Annotated in this window: 27 protein-coding genes; 22 read left to right on the top strand and 5 right to left on the bottom strand. The window is 73.4% G+C overall.

Annotated elements, in window-relative coordinates; translation table 11 throughout:
• Positions 1–30: 30 nt before the first annotated feature.
• Entirely contained in the window at positions 31–672 is a 642-nt protein-coding gene (locus AMK27_RS33370) for a DUF2567 domain-containing protein (protein WP_073916847.1), read from the top strand.
• A gap of 33 nt (positions 673–705) precedes the next feature.
• On the opposite strand, the gene ybaK is transcribed toward AMK27_RS33370, so the two are convergent.
• The 4 genes from ybaK to AMK27_RS33390 form a co-directional block, all read right to left on the bottom strand.
• Complete coding sequence (ybaK, locus tag AMK27_RS33375) at positions 706–1,203, bottom strand: Cys-tRNA(Pro) deacylase (protein ID WP_073916849.1); 498 nt, start codon at positions 1,201–1,203, stop codon at positions 706–708.
• A gap of 14 nt (positions 1,204–1,217) precedes the next feature.
• Complete coding sequence (locus AMK27_RS33380) at positions 1,218–1,955, bottom strand: LON peptidase substrate-binding domain-containing protein (protein ID WP_073916852.1); 738 nt, start codon at positions 1,953–1,955, stop codon at positions 1,218–1,220.
• Positions 1,956–1,965: 10 nt separating this feature from the next.
• A complete protein-coding gene (locus AMK27_RS33385) occupies positions 1,966–3,045 on the bottom strand; it encodes a hypothetical protein (RefSeq protein WP_073916855.1) in 1,080 nt (359 codons plus the stop codon).
• Positions 3,046–3,156: 111 nt separating this feature from the next.
• A complete protein-coding gene (locus tag AMK27_RS33390; protein ID WP_073916857.1) occupies positions 3,157–4,761 on the bottom strand; it encodes an oxidoreductase in 1,605 nt (534 codons plus the stop codon).
• Positions 4,762–4,975: 214 nt separating this feature from the next.
• On the opposite strand from AMK27_RS33390, the gene hisD reads away from it, so the two are divergent.
• The 10 genes from hisD to AMK27_RS33435 all read left to right on the top strand — a co-directional run bounded on the left by hisD (position 4,976) and on the right by AMK27_RS33435 (position 12,687).
• Positions 4,976–6,319, top strand: a complete 1,344-nt coding sequence (gene hisD / locus AMK27_RS33395) for a histidinol dehydrogenase (RefSeq protein WP_073916858.1) — start codon at positions 4,976–4,978, stop codon at positions 6,317–6,319.
• Entirely contained in the window at positions 6,316–7,440 is a 1,125-nt protein-coding gene (locus AMK27_RS33400; RefSeq protein WP_374119747.1) for a histidinol-phosphate transaminase, read from the top strand. The genes hisD and AMK27_RS33400 overlap by 4 nt, the downstream gene beginning before the upstream one ends.
• Entirely contained in the window at positions 7,437–8,030 is a 594-nt protein-coding gene (gene hisB / locus AMK27_RS33405; RefSeq protein ID WP_015032911.1) for an imidazoleglycerol-phosphate dehydratase HisB, read from the top strand. Before AMK27_RS33400 ends, hisB begins: the two co-directional genes overlap by 4 nt.
• 2 nt (positions 8,031–8,032) lie before the next feature.
• A complete protein-coding gene (locus AMK27_RS43130; RefSeq protein WP_187623890.1) occupies positions 8,033–8,197 on the top strand; it encodes a hypothetical protein in 165 nt (54 codons plus the stop codon).
• Complete coding sequence (gene hisH / locus AMK27_RS33410; RefSeq protein ID WP_073916861.1) at positions 8,194–8,841, top strand: imidazole glycerol phosphate synthase subunit HisH; 648 nt, start codon at positions 8,194–8,196, stop codon at positions 8,839–8,841. The genes AMK27_RS43130 and hisH overlap by 4 nt, the downstream gene beginning before the upstream one ends.
• Before the next feature lie 2 nt (positions 8,842–8,843).
• On the top strand, positions 8,844–9,575 hold the full coding sequence (gene priA, locus AMK27_RS33415; RefSeq protein ID WP_073916864.1) for a bifunctional 1-(5-phosphoribosyl)-5-((5-phosphoribosylamino)methylideneamino)imidazole-4-carboxamide isomerase/phosphoribosylanthranilate isomerase PriA: 732 nt from the start codon (positions 8,844–8,846) through the stop codon (positions 9,573–9,575).
• Entirely contained in the window at positions 9,572–9,985 is a 414-nt protein-coding gene (locus tag AMK27_RS33420; RefSeq protein ID WP_073916866.1) for a RidA family protein, read from the top strand. Before priA ends, AMK27_RS33420 begins: the two co-directional genes overlap by 4 nt.
• Positions 9,982–10,737 carry an imidazole glycerol phosphate synthase subunit HisF gene (hisF, locus tag AMK27_RS33425; protein ID WP_073916868.1) on the top strand — a complete coding sequence of 252 codons (756 nt, stop codon included), beginning with the start codon at positions 9,982–9,984 and terminating at the stop codon, positions 10,735–10,737. The genes AMK27_RS33420 and hisF overlap by 4 nt, the downstream gene beginning before the upstream one ends.
• Before the next feature lie 118 nt (positions 10,738–10,855).
• Positions 10,856–11,443 (top strand): ArsR/SmtB family transcription factor, encoded by a 588-nt coding sequence (locus AMK27_RS33430; protein ID WP_073916870.1) that lies wholly within the window; start codon positions 10,856–10,858, stop codon positions 11,441–11,443.
• Positions 11,440–12,687: an MFS transporter gene (locus AMK27_RS33435; RefSeq protein WP_073916872.1), complete on the top strand. Its 1,248-nt coding sequence runs from the start codon at positions 11,440–11,442 to the stop codon at positions 12,685–12,687. Before AMK27_RS33430 ends, AMK27_RS33435 begins: the two co-directional genes overlap by 4 nt.
• A 4-nt stretch (positions 12,688–12,691) precedes the next feature.
• On the opposite strand, the gene AMK27_RS33440 is transcribed toward AMK27_RS33435, so the two are convergent.
• Complete coding sequence (locus AMK27_RS33440) at positions 12,692–13,327, bottom strand: TIGR03085 family metal-binding protein (RefSeq protein ID WP_073917368.1); 636 nt, start codon at positions 13,325–13,327, stop codon at positions 12,692–12,694.
• Positions 13,328–13,411: 84 nt separating this feature from the next.
• On the opposite strand from AMK27_RS33440, the gene hisI reads away from it, so the two are divergent.
• The 11 genes from hisI (at position 13,412) to lgt (ending at position 22,888) form a co-directional block, all read left to right on the top strand.
• A complete protein-coding gene (gene hisI, locus AMK27_RS33445) occupies positions 13,412–13,804 on the top strand; it encodes a phosphoribosyl-AMP cyclohydrolase (RefSeq protein ID WP_073916874.1) in 393 nt (130 codons plus the stop codon).
• A gap of 11 nt (positions 13,805–13,815) precedes the next feature.
• Positions 13,816–15,306 carry an anthranilate synthase component I gene (locus AMK27_RS33450; RefSeq protein ID WP_073916876.1) on the top strand — a complete coding sequence of 497 codons (1,491 nt, stop codon included), beginning with the start codon at positions 13,816–13,818 and terminating at the stop codon, positions 15,304–15,306.
• Positions 15,307–15,320: 14 nt separating this feature from the next.
• Positions 15,321–15,971, top strand: a complete 651-nt coding sequence (locus tag AMK27_RS33455; protein WP_073916879.1) for a TIGR02234 family membrane protein — start codon at positions 15,321–15,323, stop codon at positions 15,969–15,971.
• A 157-nt stretch (positions 15,972–16,128) separates the two neighbouring features.
• A complete protein-coding gene (locus AMK27_RS33460) occupies positions 16,129–16,377 on the top strand; it encodes an HGxxPAAW family protein (protein WP_073916882.1) in 249 nt (82 codons plus the stop codon).
• Positions 16,378–16,676: 299 nt separating this feature from the next.
• Entirely contained in the window at positions 16,677–17,144 is a 468-nt protein-coding gene (locus AMK27_RS33465; protein ID WP_079188669.1) for a DUF2752 domain-containing protein, read from the top strand.
• 155 nt (positions 17,145–17,299) lie between these two features.
• The gene (gene trpC, locus AMK27_RS33470; protein WP_073916884.1) at positions 17,300–18,109 is read left to right on the top strand and encodes an indole-3-glycerol phosphate synthase TrpC; all 810 of its coding nucleotides are present in this window, start codon (positions 17,300–17,302) and stop codon (positions 18,107–18,109) included.
• Positions 18,110–18,116: 7 nt separating this feature from the next.
• Positions 18,117–18,377: a tryptophan biosynthesis modulator TrpM gene (gene trpM, locus AMK27_RS33475; RefSeq protein ID WP_073916887.1), complete on the top strand. Its 261-nt coding sequence runs from the start codon at positions 18,117–18,119 to the stop codon at positions 18,375–18,377.
• A 446-nt stretch (positions 18,378–18,823) separates the two neighbouring features.
• On the top strand, positions 18,824–20,062 hold the full coding sequence (gene trpB / locus AMK27_RS33480) for a tryptophan synthase subunit beta (protein ID WP_073916890.1): 1,239 nt from the start codon (positions 18,824–18,826) through the stop codon (positions 20,060–20,062).
• Positions 20,059–20,883, top strand: a complete 825-nt coding sequence (gene trpA / locus AMK27_RS33485) for a tryptophan synthase subunit alpha (RefSeq protein ID WP_073916893.1) — start codon at positions 20,059–20,061, stop codon at positions 20,881–20,883. Before trpB ends, trpA begins: the two co-directional genes overlap by 4 nt.
• A 63-nt stretch (positions 20,884–20,946) precedes the next feature.
• Complete coding sequence (locus AMK27_RS33490) at positions 20,947–21,804, top strand: DsbA family protein (RefSeq protein ID WP_073916896.1); 858 nt, start codon at positions 20,947–20,949, stop codon at positions 21,802–21,804.
• An 88-nt stretch (positions 21,805–21,892) separates the two neighbouring features.
• Positions 21,893–22,888 carry a prolipoprotein diacylglyceryl transferase gene (lgt, locus tag AMK27_RS33495; RefSeq protein ID WP_073916899.1) on the top strand — a complete coding sequence of 332 codons (996 nt, stop codon included), beginning with the start codon at positions 21,893–21,895 and terminating at the stop codon, positions 22,886–22,888.
• Positions 22,889–22,994: the final 106 nt, after the last annotated feature.

Raw genomic sequence — 22,994 nt, forward strand, 5'->3', positions numbered from 1 at the left:
GGCCACGGGCACACCTGGCACGATGGCGGGGTGACCGCACCTCTGACTCCGCCTCACCAGCCACCGCCGCACGACCCCGACTGGCCCCCGCCGCCCCCGCCGATGCTGGGCCCGTCCGGGGACCGGATCACGGCGGCCGAGGTCCTTCAGGGCGTCCTGGTGACCCTCGTCTCGGCGATCGCCGGGGCGGTGCTCGGAGTGCTGTGGCTGAACCTGGCCCCGCGGGTCCTGCTCATCTCGGACGGCAAGGGCGTCTACCTCCGCAACTCGGAGGGGGAGGCGGCGATCGGCTCGGACGGAACGTTCGTCCTGCTCGCGCTGGCCTTCGGCGCGGTCGCCGCGCTCGTCGTCTTCCTCGCCCGCCGCAAGGGCGGTGTCCCGCTGGTGATCGGCCTCGCGCTCGGCGGCGTCCTGGGCTCGCTGCTCGCCTGGGGCCTCGGGACCTACTTCGGCCCCACGAGCGACGTCGTCGCCCACGCGAAGGCGGTCGGCCCCAACGTGGCCTTCGAGGCGCCGCTCGAACTGAACCTGGGGGCCGCCGCGATGCTGGCCTGGCCGCTCGCCGCGATGATCGTGCACCTGGGGCTCACGGCCCTCTTCGGCCCGCGCGACCCGGAGCCCGAGGCGTGGGACCAGCCGAAGGCGTACACGCCGGGTCCTGGCCGGAGCTGACGGCCCCGGCCGGTCGTCAGGCGCGCCCGGTCGTCAGGCGCGGCCGATCGGGGCCACGACCGCCGACGTGAGCGCGGCCAGGTCCCCGGGGGCGAGCTCCACCTCGAGGCCCCGCCGGCCCGCCGAGATGCAGATCGACGCGTGGTCCGAGGCGGAGGCGTCGAGGACCGTACGGAGCCGCTTGCGCTGGCCCAGCGGGGAGATGCCGCCCCGCACGTAGCCCGTGGTGCGCTCGGCCGCCGCCGGGTCCGCCATCGCCGCCCGCTTGCCGCCGACCGCCGAGGCCAGGGCCTTCAGGTCGAGCTGGCCGGCGACCGGGACCACCGCGACCGTCAGCTCGCCGTCGACGTCCGCCACCAGGGTCTTGAAGACCCGGTCCGGGGAGACGCCGAGGGCCTCGGCCGCCTCCTCGCCGTACGAGGGGGAGGACGGGTCGTGCTCGTACGCGTGCAGGGTGAACGGGGTGCCGGCCGCGGCCAGGGCCACCGTCGCCGGAGTGCCCCCGCTGTTCTTCTTCTGCTTCTTCGCCACGCGCGCGCTCTTCCTCAGTTCGGGTATGTCGGGGCCTGCGTCAGGTCCACCACCGGCAGCGACGGCAGATGCCGGAGGACCGCCGTCTCCGCGCGCAGCAGCGCCAGCTCCTCGCGCAGCCGGGTCGCCGTGTCCGGGGCCTGCAGCAGCCGCTGCTTCGACGGCGTGTCGAGCACCGCCGCGGCCGCGACCAGGTACGACACCACCGAGGGGTCGTCCGGCAGCTCGCTCGTGGTCAGCGAGCGCTCGCGCGCCCCGGCCAGCCGCTTCTGGTAGCTGCGGAAGGCCCGCAGCACGCCCTCCGCGAGGCTGCCGGCCTCCTCGCCCTGCTCCTCGGGGATCTCCTCGACCTCGGCGACCAGGAACGGCCCGCTCGCGTCGACGGACAGCAGCTTCACCCGGGTCGTCCCGGTGACCGTCACCTCGAAGCTGCCGTCGGCGCGCTCCCGGATCTGCACCGCGTCGGCGACGCAGCCGACCCGGTGGAAGGACTGGATGGGGTCGGAGCCGAAGCCCGCGGCCGGGCCCTTCTCCGGCAGCGCCGTCTGGTCCGGCATGCCGGGGGCCGTCGGGGCCACCTCGCGGCCGTCGCGGATGGCGACGACGGCGAAGCGGCGCGGCTCCGCGTCGTCGATCGTGAGCAGCTCGCGCATCATGGCGCGATAACGCTCCTCGAAGACGTTCAGCGGCAGCACGAGGCCCGGAAACAGCACCGCGTTGAGCGGGAAGAGAGGCAGGCGAGCGGTGGTCACAGCGGTCAGCCTAGTGGCCGCCGGGCCCGTCCCGTCCGGCCCGTCCCCCTCCGGTGTCCCAGAGAGGGGTCCGGCGGGCCAGCTCGGTCCTGACCGTGTCCCGTGCGGCGAGGAACCGGAGCAGCGGATCCCCCCTGCCCGGGCGGACCCGGGAGCCCGCAGGAGGGTCCTCCCGTACAGGTCCCCGCCCGGCTCCCCACGGGAAGGAGGTCGCGTGGACCCCGATCCGGCCGAACTCCTCCCGGGCCTCCTCCCAGCGGGCCCGCTCCACCAGGACGTACGCCAGCAGGTTGCGGACCTCGGCGGGCCACGGGTCGCCGGACGGGAAGACCGCCGACAGGGCCAGGGCCCGGTCCGCCGCCCGGTCGGTCCGCGCCCCCGGCACGGACGGGTCCCGGTCCGGCGCCACCCGGAGCAGGTCATGGGCGGCGCGGACCGGCAGCGCCCGGACGAGCGAGTCCGGGGCGGCGTCGTCGGCCGCCTGCTCGGCGAAGTCGAAGGCGGCCCGGTGCGAGCCGTACCACTGCGCCGACAGGTACTTGAGCGCCGCGACGTGGCAGCCGTAGTGGTGCGGGGAGCGGCGCACCGCCTGCTCCCAGAGCGACTCGAAGACGGCGGGCCCGGCGTGCGCCCCGCGCGCGTGGTCCAGGGCGAGCCGCCACGGCACCGGGTCGCGCGGGGCCTCCTCGGCCATCTCCCGGATCACCGGTGCGAGTTCCCGCAGCCGCTCGGCCCGCGCGGGCGACTCCCAGGCCCGGCGGACCGCTAGCTGCGCGGTGACGAGCAGGGCGTCGGGGTCGCGGGGCGCGGCGGAGAGCCAGTGGTTCAGCCACCCGTCCCTGCTGTACGCGAAGGTGGCGAGCCGGGTGACGTACCGGTCGCGGTCCTCCCACTCGCCGGCGTCCCGCGTGGTGGCGAGCAGCTTCGCCGCGGGCTCCGGGTCGGCGAGCGCGGCGGCGACCAGGGCGGGGGCGAGCCGCTCGTCCGGGGCGTCGAGCAGCACGTCGTCGTCCGGCACGAACCCGGCGGCGATCCGCGGGGCGTGCCGGGCCGAACGAACGGCGCCCCTCAGGGCTCGGAGCAAGGACATGGTGCGACGTATTGTCCCCCGACGCCCGCCTTCGCGGCAGCCGGTCTCACCCCCTGCTCACCAAACCTTCGCGGCAGCACGACGCCTCCACCGATCCTCCGCCGCGCCGCCTCACCCCCTGCTCAGCAGCCGGGTCGCCCCCGCCGCCACCGTCGTCGCCAGGATCCAGCCCAGCAGGATCAGCACCGCCGCCGCCCACTGCCATATCCCCTCCAGGCGCCAGTAGCCGTCCTGGCCGAGGTTGATCACCGGGAGCAGCAGGTCGAGCGCGTACAGCGGGCCGTTCCACGCGGGGGCCTCCTCCGCCTTCAGCGGTATCGGCCGGTAGTGGGAGAAGGCCACCGTGCCCGCCGCCCACAGGACGGCCATCCACAGCGCCGCCCGGCCGGGCCGGTAGCCGTAGGCCACGGTCCAGTCCTGGAGGTAGCCCCAGAGCTTCCCCGCCACCGGCAGGGTCTCGCGTCTGCGCCGCTGCTTGGCCAGCAGCACCTCGCGGGCGTCGGCGTCCTCCCCGCTGGCGCGCAGCACGGTCGCCAGCCGCTCGTACGGCTCGGGGGCGTACTCCGGGGTCGCCGCCGCCACCCACTCCAGGCGCCGGGCCAGCGGGAAGTGCCCGTACGGCACGAGGTTCTCGTAGGCGAAGCCGCCCATCGCGAGCCCGCCGGGTCCCGGCCAGCTGGTCGACAGGTCGATCAGGGTGACGACCTTCGCGCCGTTGAGCACGACGCGGCCCTCCTCCGGCCGCTCGCCGTTGAACCGGAGCTCCGGGGTGACGATCCGGCGCAGCGAGACCTCCTCCCGGCGCGCCCCGCTCAGCAGGAACCGGGCGTGGTGCAGGTCCACCGCGTCACCGAAGCGGCCGTCGTCGAGCCGCACCCCGCCGTGGAACTCGACCGGCTTGCGGTGGGCGCCCTGGGCGGGCGTCACCCCGTACGGCGGGGTGGCCGTGCTCTGTCCCGCGGTGTCCGACTCCTCGTACACCCAGGCCGCGTTCAGATAGAGCGAGCGCTCCACCGTCAGCTGCGGCGCGTTGAGCGCGCGGCGGCCCTGCGCGCCGCGCAGCACGCTGCCCCGGAGGCTCAGCGACACGCCGATCTTCGCCCCGCGCAGGCTCAGCTCCCCGTGCGTCTCGATCAGCTCGGCCTGGAGGTCCTGGGCGACCACCAGGCCGTCCGCGGTGATGGCCCGGCCGCGCCGGTCCGGCCACACCTGGATCTGGTTGACGAGCAGGTCCGTGCCGATCTGCGCGTCGGTGAGCCGGATGCCCCACCGCACCCGGCAGCGCGGCAGATGCAGGTCCCCCTCGGTGTGCAGCCGGGCCGCCTCCAGCCGCGGCAGCGCGCACTCGACCATCCGCAGCGTGCCGAACCTGGCCTCCGGCAGCACCACCTCGCCGTCGAACCGGCAGCCGTGCAGCTCGACGTACGGCCCTATCGTCCCGCCCGCCAGGTTCAGCACGCCGGTGATCCGCACCCCGCGCAGCTTCAGCGCGGCCACCCGCCCGGACCGGGCCGGCGGCCCGGCGAGCAGCAGCAGCGCCACCACATCGGCGCGGACGCTCCGCTCCTCCCCCCAGTCCCGTGCCCCGAAGGGGTCGTCCCGCTCCGCGACCCCCTCCGTCAGATCGCACGTCCTGCCGACGACGAACGCCCGCCACACGGCCCGCTCCGGGCCCGTGAGACCGTCCGGCATCCCGTCCTCGTGCGGCTCGGTCACTGCCGCCCCCCTCGCTTTCCACGATCCGCTCGCACGATTCCGCGATTCCGGTTTCGATCGGTTTCCGGTGCCCCGTGGATTCGTACAGCCGTTCTTCCCGCTGAGTGACGGGCTGAACGCTAACGGTCAGGAGTGGCGACAAGACGCCAGTGTGGCCCGTATCAGCCATTGATACGGGCGACCGGCGCTGTGGGCCGTCTGCGAGAATTGACCCGTGATCTCTCGAATCGATCTGCGCGGCGAGGCCCTCCCCGAGGGTTCCGCCCTGCGCGACCTGCTGCCCCGTGCCGAGTTCGACGTGGAAGCCGCCCTGGAGACGGTGCGGCCGATCTGCGAGGACGTCAGGCATCATGGCGCGGCCGCGGTGATCGACTACGGGGAGAAATTCGACGGCGTCCGCGTCCCGTCGCTGCGCGTGCCCGCCGAGGCGATCACCCGCGCCCTCGACGAGCTCGACCCGGCCGTCCGCGCCGCCCTCGACGAGTCCATCCGGCGCGCCCGCCTCGTCCACCGCGAGCAGCGCCGCACCACCCACACCACCCAGGTCGTCCCCGGCGGCACGGTCACCGAGAAGTGGATCCCGGTCGAGCGCGTCGGTCTGTACGTGCCGGGCGGCCGCTCGGTCTACCCGTCCTCCGTCGTGATGAACGTCGTCCCGGCCCAGGAGGCCGGCGTCGAGGGCGTGGCCATCGCCTCGCCCCCGCAGAAGGAGTTCGGCGGGCTTCCGCACCCGACGATCCTCGCCGCCTGCGCCCTGCTCGGCGTCGACGAGGTGTACGCCGCCGGCGGCGCCCAGGCCGTCGCCATGTTCGCGTACGGCACGGAGGGGACGGACGGCGAGCCCGGCTGCGCCCCCGTCAACCTGGTCACCGGCCCCGGCAACATCTACGTGGCCGCGGCCAAGCGCCTCCTCAAGGGCCGGATCGGCATCGACGCCGAGGCCGGCCCGACGGAGATCGCGATCCTCGCGGACTCCACCGCCGACCCCGTGCACGTCGCCGCCGACCTCATCAGCCAGGCCGAGCACGACCCGATGGCCGCCTCCGTCCTCGTCACCGACTCGGACGAGCTGGCCGCCGCCACCGAGGCCGAGCTGAAGACCCAGGTCGCCGCCTCCAAGCACGTCGACGACCGGATCGTCCCGGCCCTGGCGGGACGCCAGTCCGCGATCGTCCTCGTCCGCGACCTGGCCGACGGCCTCAAGGTCGTCGACGCGTACGGCGCCGAGCACCTGGAGATCCAGACCCGTGACGCGGCGGCCGTCGCCGACCGGGTCCGCAACGCCGGCGCGATCTTCGTCGGCCCCTGGGCGCCCGTCTCCCTCGGCGACTACTGCGCGGGCTCCAACCACGTCCTGCCCACCGGCGGCTGCGCCTGCCACTCCTCGGGCCTCTCCGTGCAGTCCTTCCTGCGCGGGGTGCACATCGTGGACTACACGCGCGACGCGCTCGCCGACGTCGCCCACCACGTGGTGACCCTCGCCGAGGCGGAGGACCTCCCCGCCCACGGCGCGGCGATCAAGGCCAGGTTCGGATGGAAGGTGCCGGAGACCAAGTGACCGGAATCAGCGATCGATCCCCTTGGGACGAGCTCCCCGTCCGGGACGAGCTGAAGGGCAAGTCCCCCTACGGAGCGCCCCAGCTCGACGTCCCCGTCCAGCTGAACACCAACGAGAACCCGTACCCGCTGCCCGAGCCGCTCGTGGCCCGCATCGCGGAGCGCGTCGCCGAGGCCGCCCGCGGCCTCAACCGCTACCCCGACCGGGACGCGGTCGAGCTCCGCACCGAGCTCGCCCGCTACCTCACCCGGACCGGCGGGCACCCGGTCGCCCTGGAGAACGTCTGGGCGGCCAACGGGTCCAACGAGGTCCTCCAGCAGCTGCTGCAGACCTTCGGCGGCCCGGGGCGCACCGCGATCGGCTTCGAGCCCTCGTACTCGATGCACGCGCTGATCGCCCGCGGCACCGGCACCGGCTGGATCTCCGGCCCGCGCGGCGAGGACTTCACCCTCGACGTGGCGGCGGCCGTCGCGGCGATCACCGAGAACCGGCCCGACGTCGTGTTCATCACCTCGCCCAACAACCCCACCGGCACCGCCGTCGAGGCCGACACCGTCCTCGCCCTGTACGAGGCGGCGCAGGCGGCCAAGCCGTCCCTGGTCGTCGTGGACGAGGCGTACGTGGAGTTCAGCCACCGGGACTCGCTGCTGCCCCTCATCGAGGGCCGCCCGAACCTGGTGGTCTCCCGGACCATGTCCAAGGCCTTCGGCGCCGCCGGACTGCGGCTCGGCTACCTCGCCGCCCACCCGGCCGTGGTCGACGCCGTCCAGCTGGTCCGGCTGCCGTACCACCTCTCCGCCGTCACCCAGGCGACCGCGCTCGCCGCCCTGGAGCACACCGACACCCTCCTCGGGTACGTCGAGCAGCTCAAGGCCGAGCGCGACCGGCTCGTCACCGAGCTGCGCGGGATCGGCTACGAGGTCACCGATTCGGACGCCAACTTCGTGCAGTTCGGGAAGTTCCCCGACACGCACGCGGCCTGGCAGCGGATCCTCGACCGGGGCGTCCTGGTCCGGGACAACGGCGTACCGGGATGGCTGCGGGTCACCGCCGGCACCCCCGAAGAGAACGACGCGTTCCTCGACGCGGTTCGTGAATTGATGAAGGAGCAGGAGCGATGAGCCGCGTAGGCCGCGTAGAGCGCACCACCAAGGAGACCTCCGTCGTCGTCGAGATCGACCTCGACGGCACCGGAAAGGTCGACGTGTCGACCGGGGTCGGGTTCTACGACCACATGCTCGACCAGCTCGGCCGGCACGGTCTGTTCGACCTCACCGTCAAGACCGACGGCGACCTGCACATCGACTCGCACCACACCATCGAGGACACCGCCCTCGCCCTCGGCGCCGCCTTCAAGCAGGCCCTCGGCGACAAGGTCGGCATCTACCGCTTCGGCAACTGCACCGTCCCGCTGGACGAGTCGCTCGCCCAGGTGACCGTCGACCTCTCCGGCCGCCCGTACCTCGTGCACACCGAGCCCGAGAACATGGCGCCGATGATCGGCTCGTACGACACGACGATGACCCGGCACATCTTCGAGTCCTTCGTCGCCCAGGCCCAGATCGCGCTGCACATCCACGTGCCGTACGGGCGCAACGCCCACCACATCGTGGAGTGCCAGTTCAAGGCCTTCGCCCGCGCCCTCCGCTACGCCTCCGAGCGTGACCCGCGCGCTGCCGGAATCCTCCCCTCCACGAAGGGCGCGCTCTGATCGTGAACGGCCTCTCCACCATCCTCATCGTCGTCGGGCTGTTCCTGCTCGGCGGCATCTACTCCTTCGTCAAGCAGCAGATGCCCAAGGGCCTCATCGCGCTCGTCGCCTTCGGCGCCGCGATGTGCCTGGTCGCCGGTGTGCTGCGGCTGGACGTGTGGGCATGACCGCGAGCACCCCCAGGAAGGTCGTCGTCTTCGACTACGGCTTCGGCAACGTGCGCTCGGCCGAGCGCGCCCTCGCCCGGGTCGGCGCCGACGTCGAGATCACCCGCGACTACGACACCGCGATGAACGCGGACGGACTCCTCGTCCCCGGCGTCGGCGCCTTCTCCGCCTGCATGCAGGGGCTGAAGGACGCGCGCGGCGACTGGATCATCGGCCGCCGGCTCTCCGGCGGCCGCCCGGTCATGGGCATCTGCGTCGGCATGCAGATCCTCTTCGCGCACGGCTTCGAGCACGGCGTGGAGAGCGAGGGCCTCGACGAGTGGCCCGGTACGGTCGAACCGTTGAACGCCCCCGTCGTCCCCCACATGGGCTGGAACACGGTCGAAGCGCCGCAGGACACCGAGATGTTCGCGGACCTCGACGCCGACGCCCGGTTCTACTTCGTGCACTCCTACGCGGTGCGCGAGTGGACCCTCGAAGTCGGCAACAAGAACATCCGCGCCCCCAAGGTCACCTGGGCCACCCACGGCGAGCCCTTCGTCGCCGCCGTCGAGAACGGCGCCCTGTGGGCCACCCAGTTCCACCCCGAGAAGTCCGGCGACGCCGGAGCCCAGCTCCTCACCAATTGGATCGAGACCCTCTGATCATGGCTCAGAAGCTTGAACTCCTCCCCGCCGTCGACGTCCGCGACGGCCAGGCCGTCCGTCTCGTGCACGGCGAGTCCGGCACCGAGACCTCCTACGGCTCCCCGCTCGAAGCGGCCCTCGCCTGGCAGAGCTCCGGCGCCGAGTGGCTGCACCTCGTCGACCTCGACGCCGCCTTCGGCACCGGCGACAACCGGCAGCTGATCGCCGAGGTCGCCCAGGCCATGGACATCAAGGTCGAGCTCTCCGGCGGCATCCGCGACGACGCCTCGCTCGCCGCGGCGCTCGCCACCGGCTGCACCCGCGTCAACCTGGGCACCGCCGCCCTGGAGACCCCCGAGTGGGTCGCCAAGGTCATCGCCGAGCACGGCGACAAGATCGCCGTCGGCCTCGACGTCCGCGGCACGACCCTGCGCGGCCGCGGCTGGACCCGCGACGGCGGCGACCTCTACGAGACCCTCGCCCGCCTCGACTCCGAGGGCTGCTCCCGCTATGTCGTCACCGACATCGCCAAGGACGGCACCCTCCAGGGCCCCAACCTGGAGCTCCTGAAGAACGTCTGCGCGGCCACCGACAAGCCCGTCGTCGCCTCCGGCGGCGTGTCGTCCCTGGACGACCTGCGGGCCCTGTCCGGCCTGGTGCCGCTCGGCGTCGAGGGCGCGATCGTCGGCAAGGCGCTGTACGCCAAGGCCTTCACCCTCGAAGAGGCCCTGGAGGCGGTGGCGGCCGTATGACCGACGGCGTGAAGAAGGTCGTCACCGGCGCCCCCTGGGAGGAGCAGTTCGGCTACTCCCGCGCGGTGGAGCTGCCGAACGGCCTGGTCCTCGTCGCCGGCTGCACGTCCGTGGTCGGCGGCCAGATCGCCGGCGGAGGCCCGTACGACCAGACGGTCAACTCCTTCAACGTCGCGTTCGAGGCCTTGAAGCAGCTCGGTCTGGGCCCGGAGGACGTCGTCCGCACCCGGATGTACCTCACCCACGCCCGGGACGTGGACGAGGTCGGCCGCGCCCACAAGGAGCTGTTCGACGCCGTCCGCCCGGCCGCTTCGATGATCATCGTCTCCGGTTTCGTCGACCCCAGCCTGGTCGTCGAGGTCGAGGTCGAGGCGTTCCGCGCGGAAGGACAGCGGGGTGGTGCGGCATGAGCCTCGCCGTACGCGTGATCCCCTGCCTGGACGTGGACAACGGCCGGGTCGTCAAGGGCGTCAACTTCCAGAACCTGCGGGACGCCGGCGACCCCGTCGAGATGGCCAAGCTGTACGACGCCGAGGGCGCCGACGAGCTGACCTTCCTCGACATCACGGCCTCCTCGGGCAACCGGGAGACCACCTACGACGTGGTGCGCCGCACCGCCGAGCAGGTCTTCATCCCGCTCACGGTCGGCGGCGGGGTCCGCGCGGCCGAGGACGTCGACAAGCTGCTGCGGGCCGGCGCCGACAAGGTGGGCGTCAACACCGCCGCCATCGCGCGCCCCGAGCTGATCCAGGAGATCGCCGAGCGCTTCGGCCGCCAGGTGCTCGTCCTGTCGGTCGACGCCCGGCGCACGGCCTCCGGCTCCTTCGAGGTGACGACGCACGGCGGCCGCAAGGGCACCGGCATCGACGCCGTCGAGTGGGCGCACCGGGCCGCCGAGCTGGGCGCGGGCGAGATCCTGCTCAACTCGATGGACGCCGACGGCACCAAGGACGGCTACGACACGGAGATGATCGCGGCCGTGCGCAAGCACGTGACCGTGCCGGTGATCGCCAGCGGGGGAGCGGGCAAGCTCGCCGACTTCCCGCCGGCGGTGGCGGCGGGCGCCGACGCGGTGCTCGCGGCTTCCGTCTTCCACTTCGGTGATCTGCGGATCTCCCAGGTCAAGGACGAGCTGCGGGCGGCCGGCCACCCGGTCCGCTGATCCGGCATTCCGCTTGGGGAAGGGCTCCTTCGGGGGCCCTTTCTCTTTCCCCGGACACGCAGGATCTGTTGCGCAATTTTCGTTGCGCAATTTTCCCTTCGTATCTAGGGTCGATGTCATGACCTCGCCGGAGCACCGCCGGATCACCGATCTCGGCACCCTGAAAGCCATCGCGCACCCGCTGCGGATGCGCCTCTACCGCGCCCTCTTCGTCGCCCGCACCGCCACCGCGTCCCAGCTCGCCGACCAGGTCGACGAGGCGGTCTCACTGGTCAGCTACCACCTGCGCAAGCTCGCCGAGCACGGCCTCATCGAGGAGGCCGAGAGCCGGTCGACGGACGGCCGGGAGCGCTGGTGGCAGCCGAGCTCGTACGGCTTCAGCATCCACGACGAGGACCTCCGCGACGCCCCCGAGCTGGCCGCCGCGAGCGCCGCCTTCGGCCGTACGGTCGACGAGCAGCGCACCCGGATGTACGCCCGGTACCTCGACGAGCGGCACACCTGGCCCGACGCCTGGCGCTCCGCCGCCCTCAGCGCCGAGTGGCTGCCCCGCCTCACCGCGGAGGAGCTCACCGCCCTCGGCGCCGAACTCGACGCCGTCCTGCGGAAGTACGACCAGCGGGCCCGCGCCGCCGAGGCCGCCGGCGACAACGAGGGCCGCGAGAACGTCGCCATCCACCTCAACGGCTTCCCCTACCGCTCATGACCGCCACCGACACCGCCCCGGCACCCGCCGCCGTCGAGCGGCCCGCCCACCGCGACCCCCAGGTCCTGCGCTGGCTCGGCGCCCACACCGCCTCCACCCTCGGCGACAGCGTCTACTACCTCGCCCTCTCCTGGACCGCCGTCAGCGCCGGCACACCCGCCCAGGCCGGGCTCGTGCTGGCCGTCTCGGCCGTGCCCCGCGCCCTGCTCATGCTCTTCGGGGGCGTGATCGCCGACCGCATCGGCCCGCGCCGGGTCGTCATCGCCTCCGACACCGTCCGCTGCGTGGTCGTCCTCGGCCTCGCCGCGGTGCTGCTCCTCGCCGCGCCCGGCCTCTGGGCGCTCGCCGCCGTCGCCCTGGTCTTCGGTGTCGTCGACGCCCTCTTCCTGCCCGCCGTCGGAGCCCTGCCGCCGCGCATCACCGGACGCGGCCAGCTCGCCCGCGTCCAGGGCATGCGAGGCCTCTCCTCCCGCCTCGGCGCCGTCCTCGGCGGTCCGCTCGGCGGCCTCGCCGTCGCCCTCGGCGGCCCGGCCACCGCCTTCGGGGTCGCGGGACTGCTCTTCGCCCTCTCGATACCCCTGCTCTGCGCGCTCCGCCTCCGGCCGCTGCCCACCGCCGGCGAGGCCCGCGACGGCACCGCCCTGCGCGACCTCGCCGACGGACTGCGCTACCTGCGGGGTCACCGCGTCCTGGGCCCGCTGATGATCGTCGTACTCCTCAGCGACCTCGGCTTCGTCGGGCCCTTCAACGTCGGCCTCGCCGTCCTGTCCGACCAGCGGGGCTGGGGCGCCTCGGGCATCGGCTGGATCCTCGCCGGCTTCGGCACGGGCGCGGGCGCCGCCTCGCTGCTCCTGACCGTGTGGGGGCGCGTGCCGCGCGCGGGAGCCGTCAGCGGCTGGACCATGACGCTGGGCGCCGTCGCCGTCGGCGCCCTCGCCTTCGCCTCCCACCTGGCCGCGGCGGTCGCCGTGGCCCTGGTCGTCGGCCTGCTCGCCGGACTCTCCGGGGCGCTGTGCAACGCCCTCCTCCAGACCGAGTGCGACCCCGCCTACCTCGGCCGCGTCACCGCCGTCTCCAGCCTCATGAGCCTCGGCCTCGCGCCGCTCAGCTTCCCGCTCACCGGCGCGGCGATCGAGCTGTGGGGCATCGGGACGGTGTACGTCGCGAGCGCGTCGGTCTGCGCCCTCGCCGGGCTCTGCGCCCTCGCGGTCGCCGCCGTCCGGCGGGCCGAGCTGCCCCGCTGACCGCTCAGAGCCCCAGCTGCTTCGTCTCCTTCAGCCGCTCGATCGCCTCCGGCTCCCCGTCCAGCTCCACCTTGGCCGAGCCCTGGCGGCCGAACAGGTACATCGTCAGCTCGCCCGGCTCCCCGGAGACCGTCACCACGGGCGTGCCCCGGTGCGCCACCGCCGTCTGGCCGTTCGGCCGGCGCAGCACCAGGCCCACCGGGACCTTCCGGCCCAGCAGACGGGCGCTGCGCTCCAGACGGGACCAGAGGGCGTCGGAGAAGACCGGGTCGAGCTCCCGCGCCGACCACTCGGGCTGCGCACGGCGCACGTCCTCGGCGTGGACGTAGAACTCGACGACGTTCGCCCCCTCGTCCACCTGCTTGATCGTGAACGGCGAGAACCGCGGCGGCCCCGTCCGGATGAGCTGGATCAGCTCCTCGTACGGCTTGTCGGCGAACTCCGCCTGCACCCGGTCCTGCCGGTCCTTCAGCGCCGGTACGAGCGAACCGGCCGCCGCGTCCGGACGCCGCTCCCGCACCACCACATGGGCGGCGAGGTCCCGGGTCCGCCAGCCCTCGCAGAGCGTCGGCGCATCGGGACCCGCCGCCTCCAACAGGTCGGCGAGCAGAAGCCGTTCACGTTTGGCATGGGTCGACATGACCGCCAGCGTACGGCGGGTGCCGCCGGTCCGCCCAGTGGACGCCCCGCCGGACACCCCTCCAGGTCGCGGCACAATGGCGCCATGAGCAGCACGCCCCGGACCCCCAGCGACCTCGACCCGGCCATCGCCGCGCGCCTCAAGCGCGGCCCCGACGGGCTCGTCCCCGCCATCGCCCAGCAGTACGACACCGGCGAGGTGCTGATGCTCGGCTGGATGGACGACGAGGCCCTCCACCGCACCCTCACCACCGGCCGCTGCACCTACTGGTCCCGCAGCCGCCAGGAGTACTGGGTCAAGGGCGACACCTCCGGCCACGTCCAGCACGTCAGGTCCGTCGCCCTCGACTGCGACGCCGACACCGTCCTCGTCAAGGTCGACCAGGTCGGAGCCGCCTGCCACACCGGCGACCGGACCTGCTTCGACGCCGACGTGCTCCCCGTCTCCGGGTCCGACGCGGACCCCGTATCCGAGTAGGGTCTGGCGCCATGGATCTCGACACCTTCCGCAAGCTGGCGGCCGACCGCCGCGTCATCCCCGTCAGCCGCAGGCTGCTCGCGGACGGCGACACCCCGGTCGGGCTCTACCGCAAGCTCGCCGCCGAACGGCCCGGCACCTTCCTCCTCGAATCCGCGGAGAACGGCCGGAGCTGGTCCCGGTACTCCTTCATCGGCGTCCGCAGCGACGCCACCCTGACGGTGCGGGACGGCGAGGCCCACTGGCTGGGCACCCCGCCCGTCGGCGTCCCCACCGACGGCGACCCGCTCCAGGCCCTGCGCGCCACCGTCGAGACCCTCCACACCCCCCGCGACCTCGCGTCCGGCATGCCCCCGTTCACCGGAGGCATGGTCGGCTACCTCGGCTACGACATCGTCCGCCGCCTGGAGAAGATCGGCGACTCCACCCGGGACGACCTCGAACTCCCCGAGCTCACCATGCTCCTCACCAGCGACCTCGCGGTCCTCGACCACTGGGACGGCTCGGTCCTGCTGATCGCCAACGCGATCAACCACAACGACCTGGAGACCGGCGTCGAGGAGGCGTACGCGCACGCCGTCGCCCGCCTCGACGCCATGGAGGCCGACCTGGCCCGCCCGGTCGCCACCGCCCCCACCGCCCTGCCCGCCTCCGCGCTCCCCGAGTTCTCCGCGCTCTGGGGCGGAGCGGCCTACCAGGACGCCGTCGAGGACATCAAGGAGCGCATCCGGGCCGGCGAGGCCTTCCAGGTCGTGCCCTCGCAGCGCTTCGAGACCCCCTGCACCGCCTCCGCGCTCGACGTCTACCGGGTCCTGCGGGCCACCAACCCGTCCCCGTACATGTACCTCTTCCGCTTCGAGAACGGCTTCGACGTCGTCGGATCCAGCCCCGAAGCCCTGGTCAAGGTCGAGGACGGGCACGCGCTGCTCCACCCGATCGCGGGCACCCGGCACCGCGGTGCCACCCCTCAGGAGGACCACGACCTCGCCGAGGAACTGCTCGCCGACCCCAAGGAGCGCGCCGAGCACCTCATGCTCGTCGACCTCGGCCGCAACGACCTCGGCCGCGTCTGCGCGCCCGGCTCCGTCGAGGTCGTCGACTTCATGTCCGTCGAGCGCTACTCGCACGTCATGCACATCGTCTCCACCGTGACCGGCCGGGTCGCCGAGGGCAGGACCGCCTTCGACGTCCTCACCGCCTGCTTCCCGGCCGGCACGCTCTCCGGCGCGCCCAAGCCCCGCGCGATGCAGATCATCGAGGAGCTCGAACCCTCCCGGCGCGGCCTGTACGGCGGATGTGTCGGTTATCTCGATTTCGCCGGCGACGCGGACACGGCCATCGCCATCCGCACCGCCCTGCTCCGCGACGGAACCGCGTATGTGCAGGCCGGAGCGGGTGTCGTCGCCGACTCGGATCCCGTCGCCGAGGACAACGAGTGCCGGAACAAGGCCGCGGCCGTCCTCCGCGCCGTCCACACCGCCAACCGGATGAACGGCGCCTGACCCCGTAGGGGATAGTGGGGTACGTGAGTGCCGTACCCGTACCCCAGCCCCGCGCCGCCCGCGCGGCCGTCCCCGGCGGCGGCCGCCGCAGCCTGGCCGCGGCCCTCTTCCTCGGCGCCCTCGGCGCCACCGTCGTCCTGCTCTCGGCGGGCCAGATCTGGGCGGAGGGCACCGCCTCCGTCATCGGCGGCAGTGTCGCCGTCGAGGCCGAAGGCGGCACCGTCACCGGTGTGCCGACCGCCCTCGCGATCGTCGGCCTCGCCGCGCTCTTCGCGGTCTTCGCCGTCCGCCGCACCGGCCGCACCCTCGTCGCCGCGCTCCTCACGCTCAGTGGCGCCGGCGCCGCGCTCGCCGCGGTCCTCGGCGCCTCCGACCGCGCCGCCCTGGACGCCGAGGCCGCCCGCCTCAGCGGGGACACCGCCGCCGCCGTGGCCGGTCTCAGCCACACCGTCTGGCCGTACGTGACCGCCGCGGGTGCCGTCCTCATCCTGCTCGCCGGCCTCCTCGCCCTGCGCTTCGGCAAGAGCTGGCCCGCGATGGGCGGCCGCTACGAGCGCTCCGGCACCCCGCGGGCCGCCCGCAAGGCCCCCACGGGCGACCCCGACCGGCCCGAGGACCTGTGGAAGGCCCTGGACCGCGGCGAGGACCCCACCCACGGGGCGTGACGCCCGGCCCGGGGCGCCCGACGGCGCCTCCGACCGCGACGCGTGATCGTCCCGGTACCCCCGATTCACCCTCGCGCGCCCGCGTGCGGGACAATGAGCGCCGAGAGTCCGCGCACGCGTGACCTCACCATCGAGCAACTGCAACGAGGAGCAACTCATGGCGGGCAGCGCCCACGGACACACCCCGGCCGCCTGGACCGGTGTCATCATCTCCTTCATCGGCTTCTGCATCGCCGGAGTCTTCATGGTGGCCGCCAACCAGGCCGGTTTCTGGGCCGGCATGGGCGTCGTCCTGCTCGGCGGCGTCGTCGGCGGCGGGATGAAGGCCGCGGGCCTCGGCATGCCGAAGGACTCGGCGGCCGTCGTCGCCGCCCGCGAGGCCGCGACGCTCCAGGCCCGTTCCTGACGCGCCACGACACCTCCGAGAGCGCAGCCCGGCCGTGCCGGGCTGCGCTCTCGCGCGTCGGGGGCGAGAATCACCGGGTGGACCCCCAGCCGACGGCCGGAGCCGTGAACGACGCATCCCGCACCCGACCGGGTGAACCTGCCCCACCGGCGGAAGCGCCCCGCCGGGAGTCTCCCGCGCGGAGGGGTCCCGAGGCGGGGCCGGTGGCGGTACCGGCGGCTTCCGAGGCGCCGGGGTCCGGGTCCGTACAGCCTCCCCACGCTCCCGCTCACGCGCACGCGTGGCCGGACGGCAGGGCCATGACGCCTCCGGGCGCCTGGGGACCCGGCCGCCCCGGCGGGCTGCTGACGCCACCACTGCCACCGGCCCGGTCGCTCGCGCGGCGGCTGCTCGCGCCCGGCGCCACGCTCGCCGGAGTGGCGGCCGCCTTCGCGTACGTCGGGACCGTCGACCCCAACGAACCCGGGCACTACCCCGTCTGCCCCCTGCTGCGCTTCACCGGCATCTACTGCCCCGGCTGCGGCGGGCTCCGCAGCGCCCACGCCTTCGTCCACGGCGACCTCCCGGCCGCCCTCGGAGCCAACGCCCTCGCCGTCGTCGGCTACGGACTCTTCGGCGCCCTCATGGTCGTCTGGCTGATTCGTGTCATCCGCGGAGTGCCCATGCGCCTCGCGGTCTCCCCGGTCCTGTGGTGGGGGATCGGGGCCGTCCTCGCCCTCTTCACCCTGGTCCGGAACCTTCCCTTCGGCTCCGCACTGGCCCCCTGAGGGCCCCGTACGGCGCCGCGGAGACTCCCGCGGGAGTCCCAGCAGGTGGGACGCGACTCCGGCCGATGCGAGTCCGGGGCCGTCCTGCGGATAGGATCGATGTGGCTGAACCTGGTTCATCATCACCATCACCGTCCCGGAAGGGGGCCCCTCGCGTGAGTGTGCTCGACGAGATCATCGAAGGCGTACGCGCCGACCTCGCAGAGCGGCAGGCGCGGGTCACCCTCGACGAGCTCAAGGAGCGCGCCGCCAAGGCGCCGCAGGCCAAGGACGGCGTCGCCGCACTGCGCGGCGACGGCGTCAAGGTGATCTGCGAGGTCAAGCGCTCCAGCCCGTCCAAGGGCGCGCTCGCCGCGATCGCCGACCCGGCCGGACTCGCCGCCGACTACGAGGCGGGCGGCGCGGCCGTCATCTCCGTCCTCACCGAGCAGCGCCGCTTCGGCGGCTCGCTCGCGGACCTGGAGGCCGTCCGCGCCAAGGTCGACATCCCGGTCCTGCGCAAGGACTTCATCGTCACCGCGTACCAGCTCTGGGAAGCGCGCGCGTACGGAGCGGATCTCGCGCTCCTCATCGTCGCCGCCCTGGAGCAGGAGGCCCTGGTCTCCCTCATCGAGCGCGCCGAGTCCATCGGGCTCACCCCGCTCGTCGAGGTCCACGACGAGGAGGAGGTCGAGCGCGCCGTCGACGCGGGCGCCCGGATCATCGGCGTCAACGCGCGCAACCTGAAGACCCTCAAGGTCGACCGCTCCACCTTCGAGCGCGTCGCCCCCGAGATCCCCGCGCACATCGTCAAGATCGCCGAGTCCGGCGTCCGCGGCCCGCACGACCTCATCGCCTACGCCAACGCCGGCGCCGACGCGGTCCTGGTCGGCGAGTCCCTCGTCACCGGCCGCGACCCGAAGGCCGCCGTCGCCGACCTGGTCGCCGCCGGCGCCCACCCGGCACTCCGGCACGGCCGGAGCTGACCGCGTCATGACCCGCCGCCGCGCCATGCCGACCCCTCCGGGCACCGCCCGGGGGACCGTCGGCGTGCCCGGCGGCAGGCTGCGTGCCGCAGCCGCGTCCGTGCCCGCGCCGCACGCCCCGCTGGCCCGGGGCTGCCGTCCGCGTGGCTGCCGCGCGCCCGCCCGCCGTGTCCACGGCCGCCGGGTGCGGTACGTCATCGGGGACGAGCCCGGCCAGGTCAACGGGATGCGATGGCGCCGGCGCCTCGCGCGCACTTCCACGAACTGACGCAACCGCTCCCAGTCCCTCGGCGCCCTCCAGGACGCCACCCGGGTGGCCCCGCCGTTCCCCGGCACCGCACCTGCCGCCGGCAGTCGCCGTCCCCTTCCCCACCCCACCCCCGTGTGGGCAATCGTCCCGCAGGGCGGGACGGGTGGGCACACGGGACGGCGCCCTCTGGCGGCGCCTCCGCCCCTTGTGCCGTGACCCGCACCCAGTCGTGCGGCGCGCACGGGGTGCGGGTTACGGCGCGGAAGCCTAGGCCCGGCAACGGGCGCCGTTCCGTTGTGCCCACCCGTTCCGCCCCAGCGGAACGATTGCCCACAACGGGGTGGGCGGGCGGGCCGGCGCGGGCGGGAGCCCGGGGTTGGCGGACGGGAGTGGGGTGTGCGCATACCGTGACCATCGACCGCACGTAAAGAGCACGGGGCACCCGCCCCGCGAGGAGCATCCGCATGTCCAGCGAGTTCTTCATTCCCGACCCGGAGGGTCAGGTCCCCACCCCCGAGGGCTACTTCGGCGCCTACGGCGGCAAGTTCATTCCCGAGGCCCTCGTCGCCGCCGTCGACGAGGTCGCCGTCGAGTACGACAAGGCCAAGGCCGACCCGGAGTTCGCCCGCGAGCTCAACGACCTGATGGTCAACTACACGGGCCGCCCGAGCGCCCTCACCGAGGTGCCCCGGTTCGCCGAGCACGCCGGCGGCGCCCGGATCTTCCTCAAGCGCGAGGACCTGAACCACACCGGCTCGCACAAGATCAACAACGTGCTCGGGCAGGCCCTGCTCACCAAGCGCATGGGCAAGACCCGCGTCATCGCCGAGACCGGTGCCGGTCAGCACGGCGTCGCCACCGCCACCGCCTGCGCCCTCTTCGGCCTCGACTGCACCATCTACATGGGCGAGGTCGACACCCAGCGCCAGGCCCTCAACGTGGCCCGGATGCGGATGCTCGGCGCCGAGGTCGTGGCCGTGAAGTCCGGCAGCCGTACCCTCAAGGACGCCATCAACGAGGCGTTCCGCGACTGGGTCGCCAACGTGGACCGGACGCACTACCTGTTCGGCACCGTGGCCGGCCCGCACCCCTTCCCCGCCATGGTCCGCGACTTCCACCGGGTCATCGGCGTCGAGGCGCGCCGCCAGATCCTGGAGCGCGCCGGCCGCCTCCCCGACGCGGCGATCGCCTGCGTCGGCGGCGGCTCCAACGCCATCGGCCTCTTCCACGCCTTCGTCCCCGACGCGGACGTGCGCCTGATCGGCTGCGAGCCGGCCGGCCACGGCGTCGAGACCGGCGAGCACGCGGCCACCCTCACCGCCGGCGAGCCGGGCATCCTGCACGGCTCGCGGTCGTACGTCCTCCAGGACGAGGAGGGCCAGATCACCGAGCCGTACTCGATCTCGGCGGGCCTCGACTACCCGGGCATCGGCCCGGAGCACGCGTACCTGAAGGACAGCGGGCGCGGCGAGTACCGTGCCGTCACCGACGACGCCGCCATGCAGGCGCTGCGGCTGCTCTCCCGCACCGAGGGGATCATCCCGGCGATCGAGTCGGCGCACGCCCTCGCCGGGGCGCTGGAGGTCGGCAAGGAGCTCGGCAAGGACGCCCTGCTCCTGGTGAACCTCTCCGGGCGCGGCGACAAGGACATGGACACGGCCGCCCGCTACTTCGGCCTGTACGACGGGGAGGGCTCCCAGTGACGACCGGCAACATCCAGCTGCTCAGCGACACCCTCGCCAAGGCGAAGGCGGAGAACCGGGCCGCGCTCATCGCGTACCTCCCGGCCGGCTTCCCGACCGTCGACGGCGGCATCGCGGCGATCAAGGCCGTCTTCGACGGCGGCGCGGACGTGGTCGAGGTCGGCCTCCCGCACAGCGACCCGGTCCTCGACGGGCCGGTCATCCAGACCGCCGACGACATCGCCCTGCGCGGCGGTGTCAAGATCGCCGACGTGATGCGGACGGTCCGCGAGGCCCACGAGGCCACCGGCAAGCCGGTCCTCGTCATGACGTACTGGAACCCGATCGACCGGTACGGCGTCGAGCGCTTCACCGAGGAGCTCGCCGCGGCCGGCGGCGCGGGCTGCATCCTGCCCGACCTGCCGGTCCAGGAGTCCGACGTCTGGCGCGCGCACGCCGACAAGCACGGTCTCGCGACCGTCTTCGTCGTCGCGCCCAGCAGCCGGGACGCGCGCCTCGCCACCATCACCGCGGCCGGCTCCGGCTTCGTGTACGCGGCCTCCCTCATGGGGGTCACCGGCACCCGCGAGTCGGTCGGTGAGCAGGCGGCCGACCTGGTCCGCCGTACCCGCGCGACCGCCCCCGCCCTCCCCGTCTGCGTGGGCCTCGGCGTCTCCAACGCCGCCCAGGCCAAGGAGGTCGCCGCCTTCGCCGACGGTGTGATCGTCGGCTCCGCGTTCGTGAAGCGGATCCTCGACGCCGACGGCGACGAGACCGCGGGACTCGCCGCCGTAAGGGAACTGGCGGCCGAACTCGCCGAGGGTGTCCGGCGCGTCTCGTAACCCATCCGGGTGGATCTGCGACCGGGGAGGCACGCACGTGCCTCCCCGGTTCGTTTCCGAGGCGTGAGCCAGAAGAACAGTGGTGACGGTAATCGGAGTGCGCGGGAGCGTCTCCAGCAGCAGCGCGAGCGCGAGAAGGCCCGCGAGAAGCAGCGGCGGATCCTGATCGTGTCGGCGGCGGTGGTCGGTGTCCTCGGACTGGCCGCGGTCGTCGGTGTGATCGCCGCGGGCGGCGACAAGGACAGCGCGTCCGACGACGCGGGCCAGGTGGTCGTGCCGGCGGGGGCGACCGACGAGGACGGCAAGCCCGCCGTGCCCACCGGGAAGTCGGACGCCCCCTCGACGCTCGCGATCTGGGAGGACTTCCGCTGCCCGGCGTGCGCCCAGTTCGAGAACGCGTTCCGGGACACCATCCACGAGCTGGAGGCCGCGGGCGCGATCAGGACCCAGTACCACCTCGCCACCCTCATCGACGGGAACATGGGCGGCAGCGGCTCCCTGCGGGCGGCGAACGCCGCCGCGTGCGCCCAGGACGCGGGGAAGTTCACCGCGTACCACGACACGCTCTACATCAACCAGCCGCAGGAGACCGACGACGCCTTCGGGGACAACGCCAAGCTGATCGAGCTGGCGGCGAAGGTGCCGGGGCTCGACACGCCCGCCTTCCGCAGCTGTGTGAACGACGGCACGCACGACACCTGGGTGGCCAAGTCGAACGAGGCCTTCCGCAACGGCGGCTTCGGCGGCACGCCGTCCGTCCTGCTCAACGGCGAATCGATCTTCCCGCAGAAGGGGAGCGAGCAGATCTCCCCGGAGAACCTGAAGAAGTGGGTCGCCGAGGCGAACAAGGGCAAGAAGCCCGGCACGGCGGCGCCGACGACCGCCCCGGCGGCCTCTCCGGGCTCCCCCTCGGCGGGCTGAGCCGCCGCCCCGGGGCCGGGTTAGTTACCCATACGTTGCCGGGTGGGCTGCCGTCCCGCCCGCCCGGCAGGGTAGCGTCGGTTCTGCCATGGAACTTGCCTACATTCCCAGCCCGTCGACCGGCGTGATCAACCTCGGACCGATCCCGCTGCGCGGCTATGCCTTCTGCATCATCATCGGTGTCTTCGTCGCCGTCTGGTACGGCAACAGGCGCTGGATCGCCCGGGGCGGCACCGCCGGCACCGTGGCCGACATCGCCGTCTGGGCGGTGCCCTTCGGCCTCGTCGGCGGACGCCTCTACCACGTGATCACCGACTACCAGCTGTACTTCAGCGAGGGTGAGAACTGGGTCGACGCCTTCAAGATCTGGGAGGGCGGCCTCGGTATCTGGGGTGCCATCGCGCTCGGCGCGGTGGGTGCCTGGATCGGCTGCCGCCGGAGGGGCATCCCGCTCCCGGCGTACGCCGACGCCATCGCTCCCGGAATCGCGTTCGCCCAGGCCATCGGCCGCTGGGGCAACTGGTTCAACCAGGAGCTGTACGGCAAGCCGACCGATCTGCCCTGGGCCCTGAAGATCACCGAGAGCGCGAACCGCGAGGCCGGGCTCTACCACCCGACCTTCCTGTACGAGTCGCTCTGGTGCGTCGGCGTCGCCTTCCTCGTCATCTGGGCCGACCGCCGCTTCAAGCTCGGCCACGGACGCGCCTTCGCGCTGTACGTCGCCGCGTACTGCGTGGGCCGGGCCTGGATCGAGTACATGCGCGTCGACGAGGCCCACCACATCCTCGGCCTGCGCCTGAACGTGTGGACCGCGATCGGCGTCTTCGTGCTCGCCGTCGTCTACATGGTGGTCTCCGCGCGGATCCGTCCGGGCCGCGAGGAGGTCGTCGAGCCGAAGGCCGCGAAGGCGGCGGCGGACAAGGCGGCCGGGACGACGGCCGACGACGAGGACGCGCCGGCGGACGACGCCGCCGCGGACGCCGTCGCGGACGCGCCCACGGACACCGGGAAGGACGCCGCGGACTCCGACGGGGACGTGGAGCACGGGGCCGGGAACGGCGCGGGGTCCGCCGCCAAGAGCTGATCCCCCCCCCGCAAGCCGGTCGGAAGGGCCGCCGGGACCGAGAGGTCCCGGCGGCCCTTCCGCATACCCGGGCACGGGGGAGGGCGATCGTGCCCGGGTGCCGGAG

This window comes from Streptomyces sp. CB02009, from assembly GCF_001905825.1.
Classification (GTDB): Bacteria; Actinomycetota; Actinomycetes; order Streptomycetales; family Streptomycetaceae; genus Streptomyces.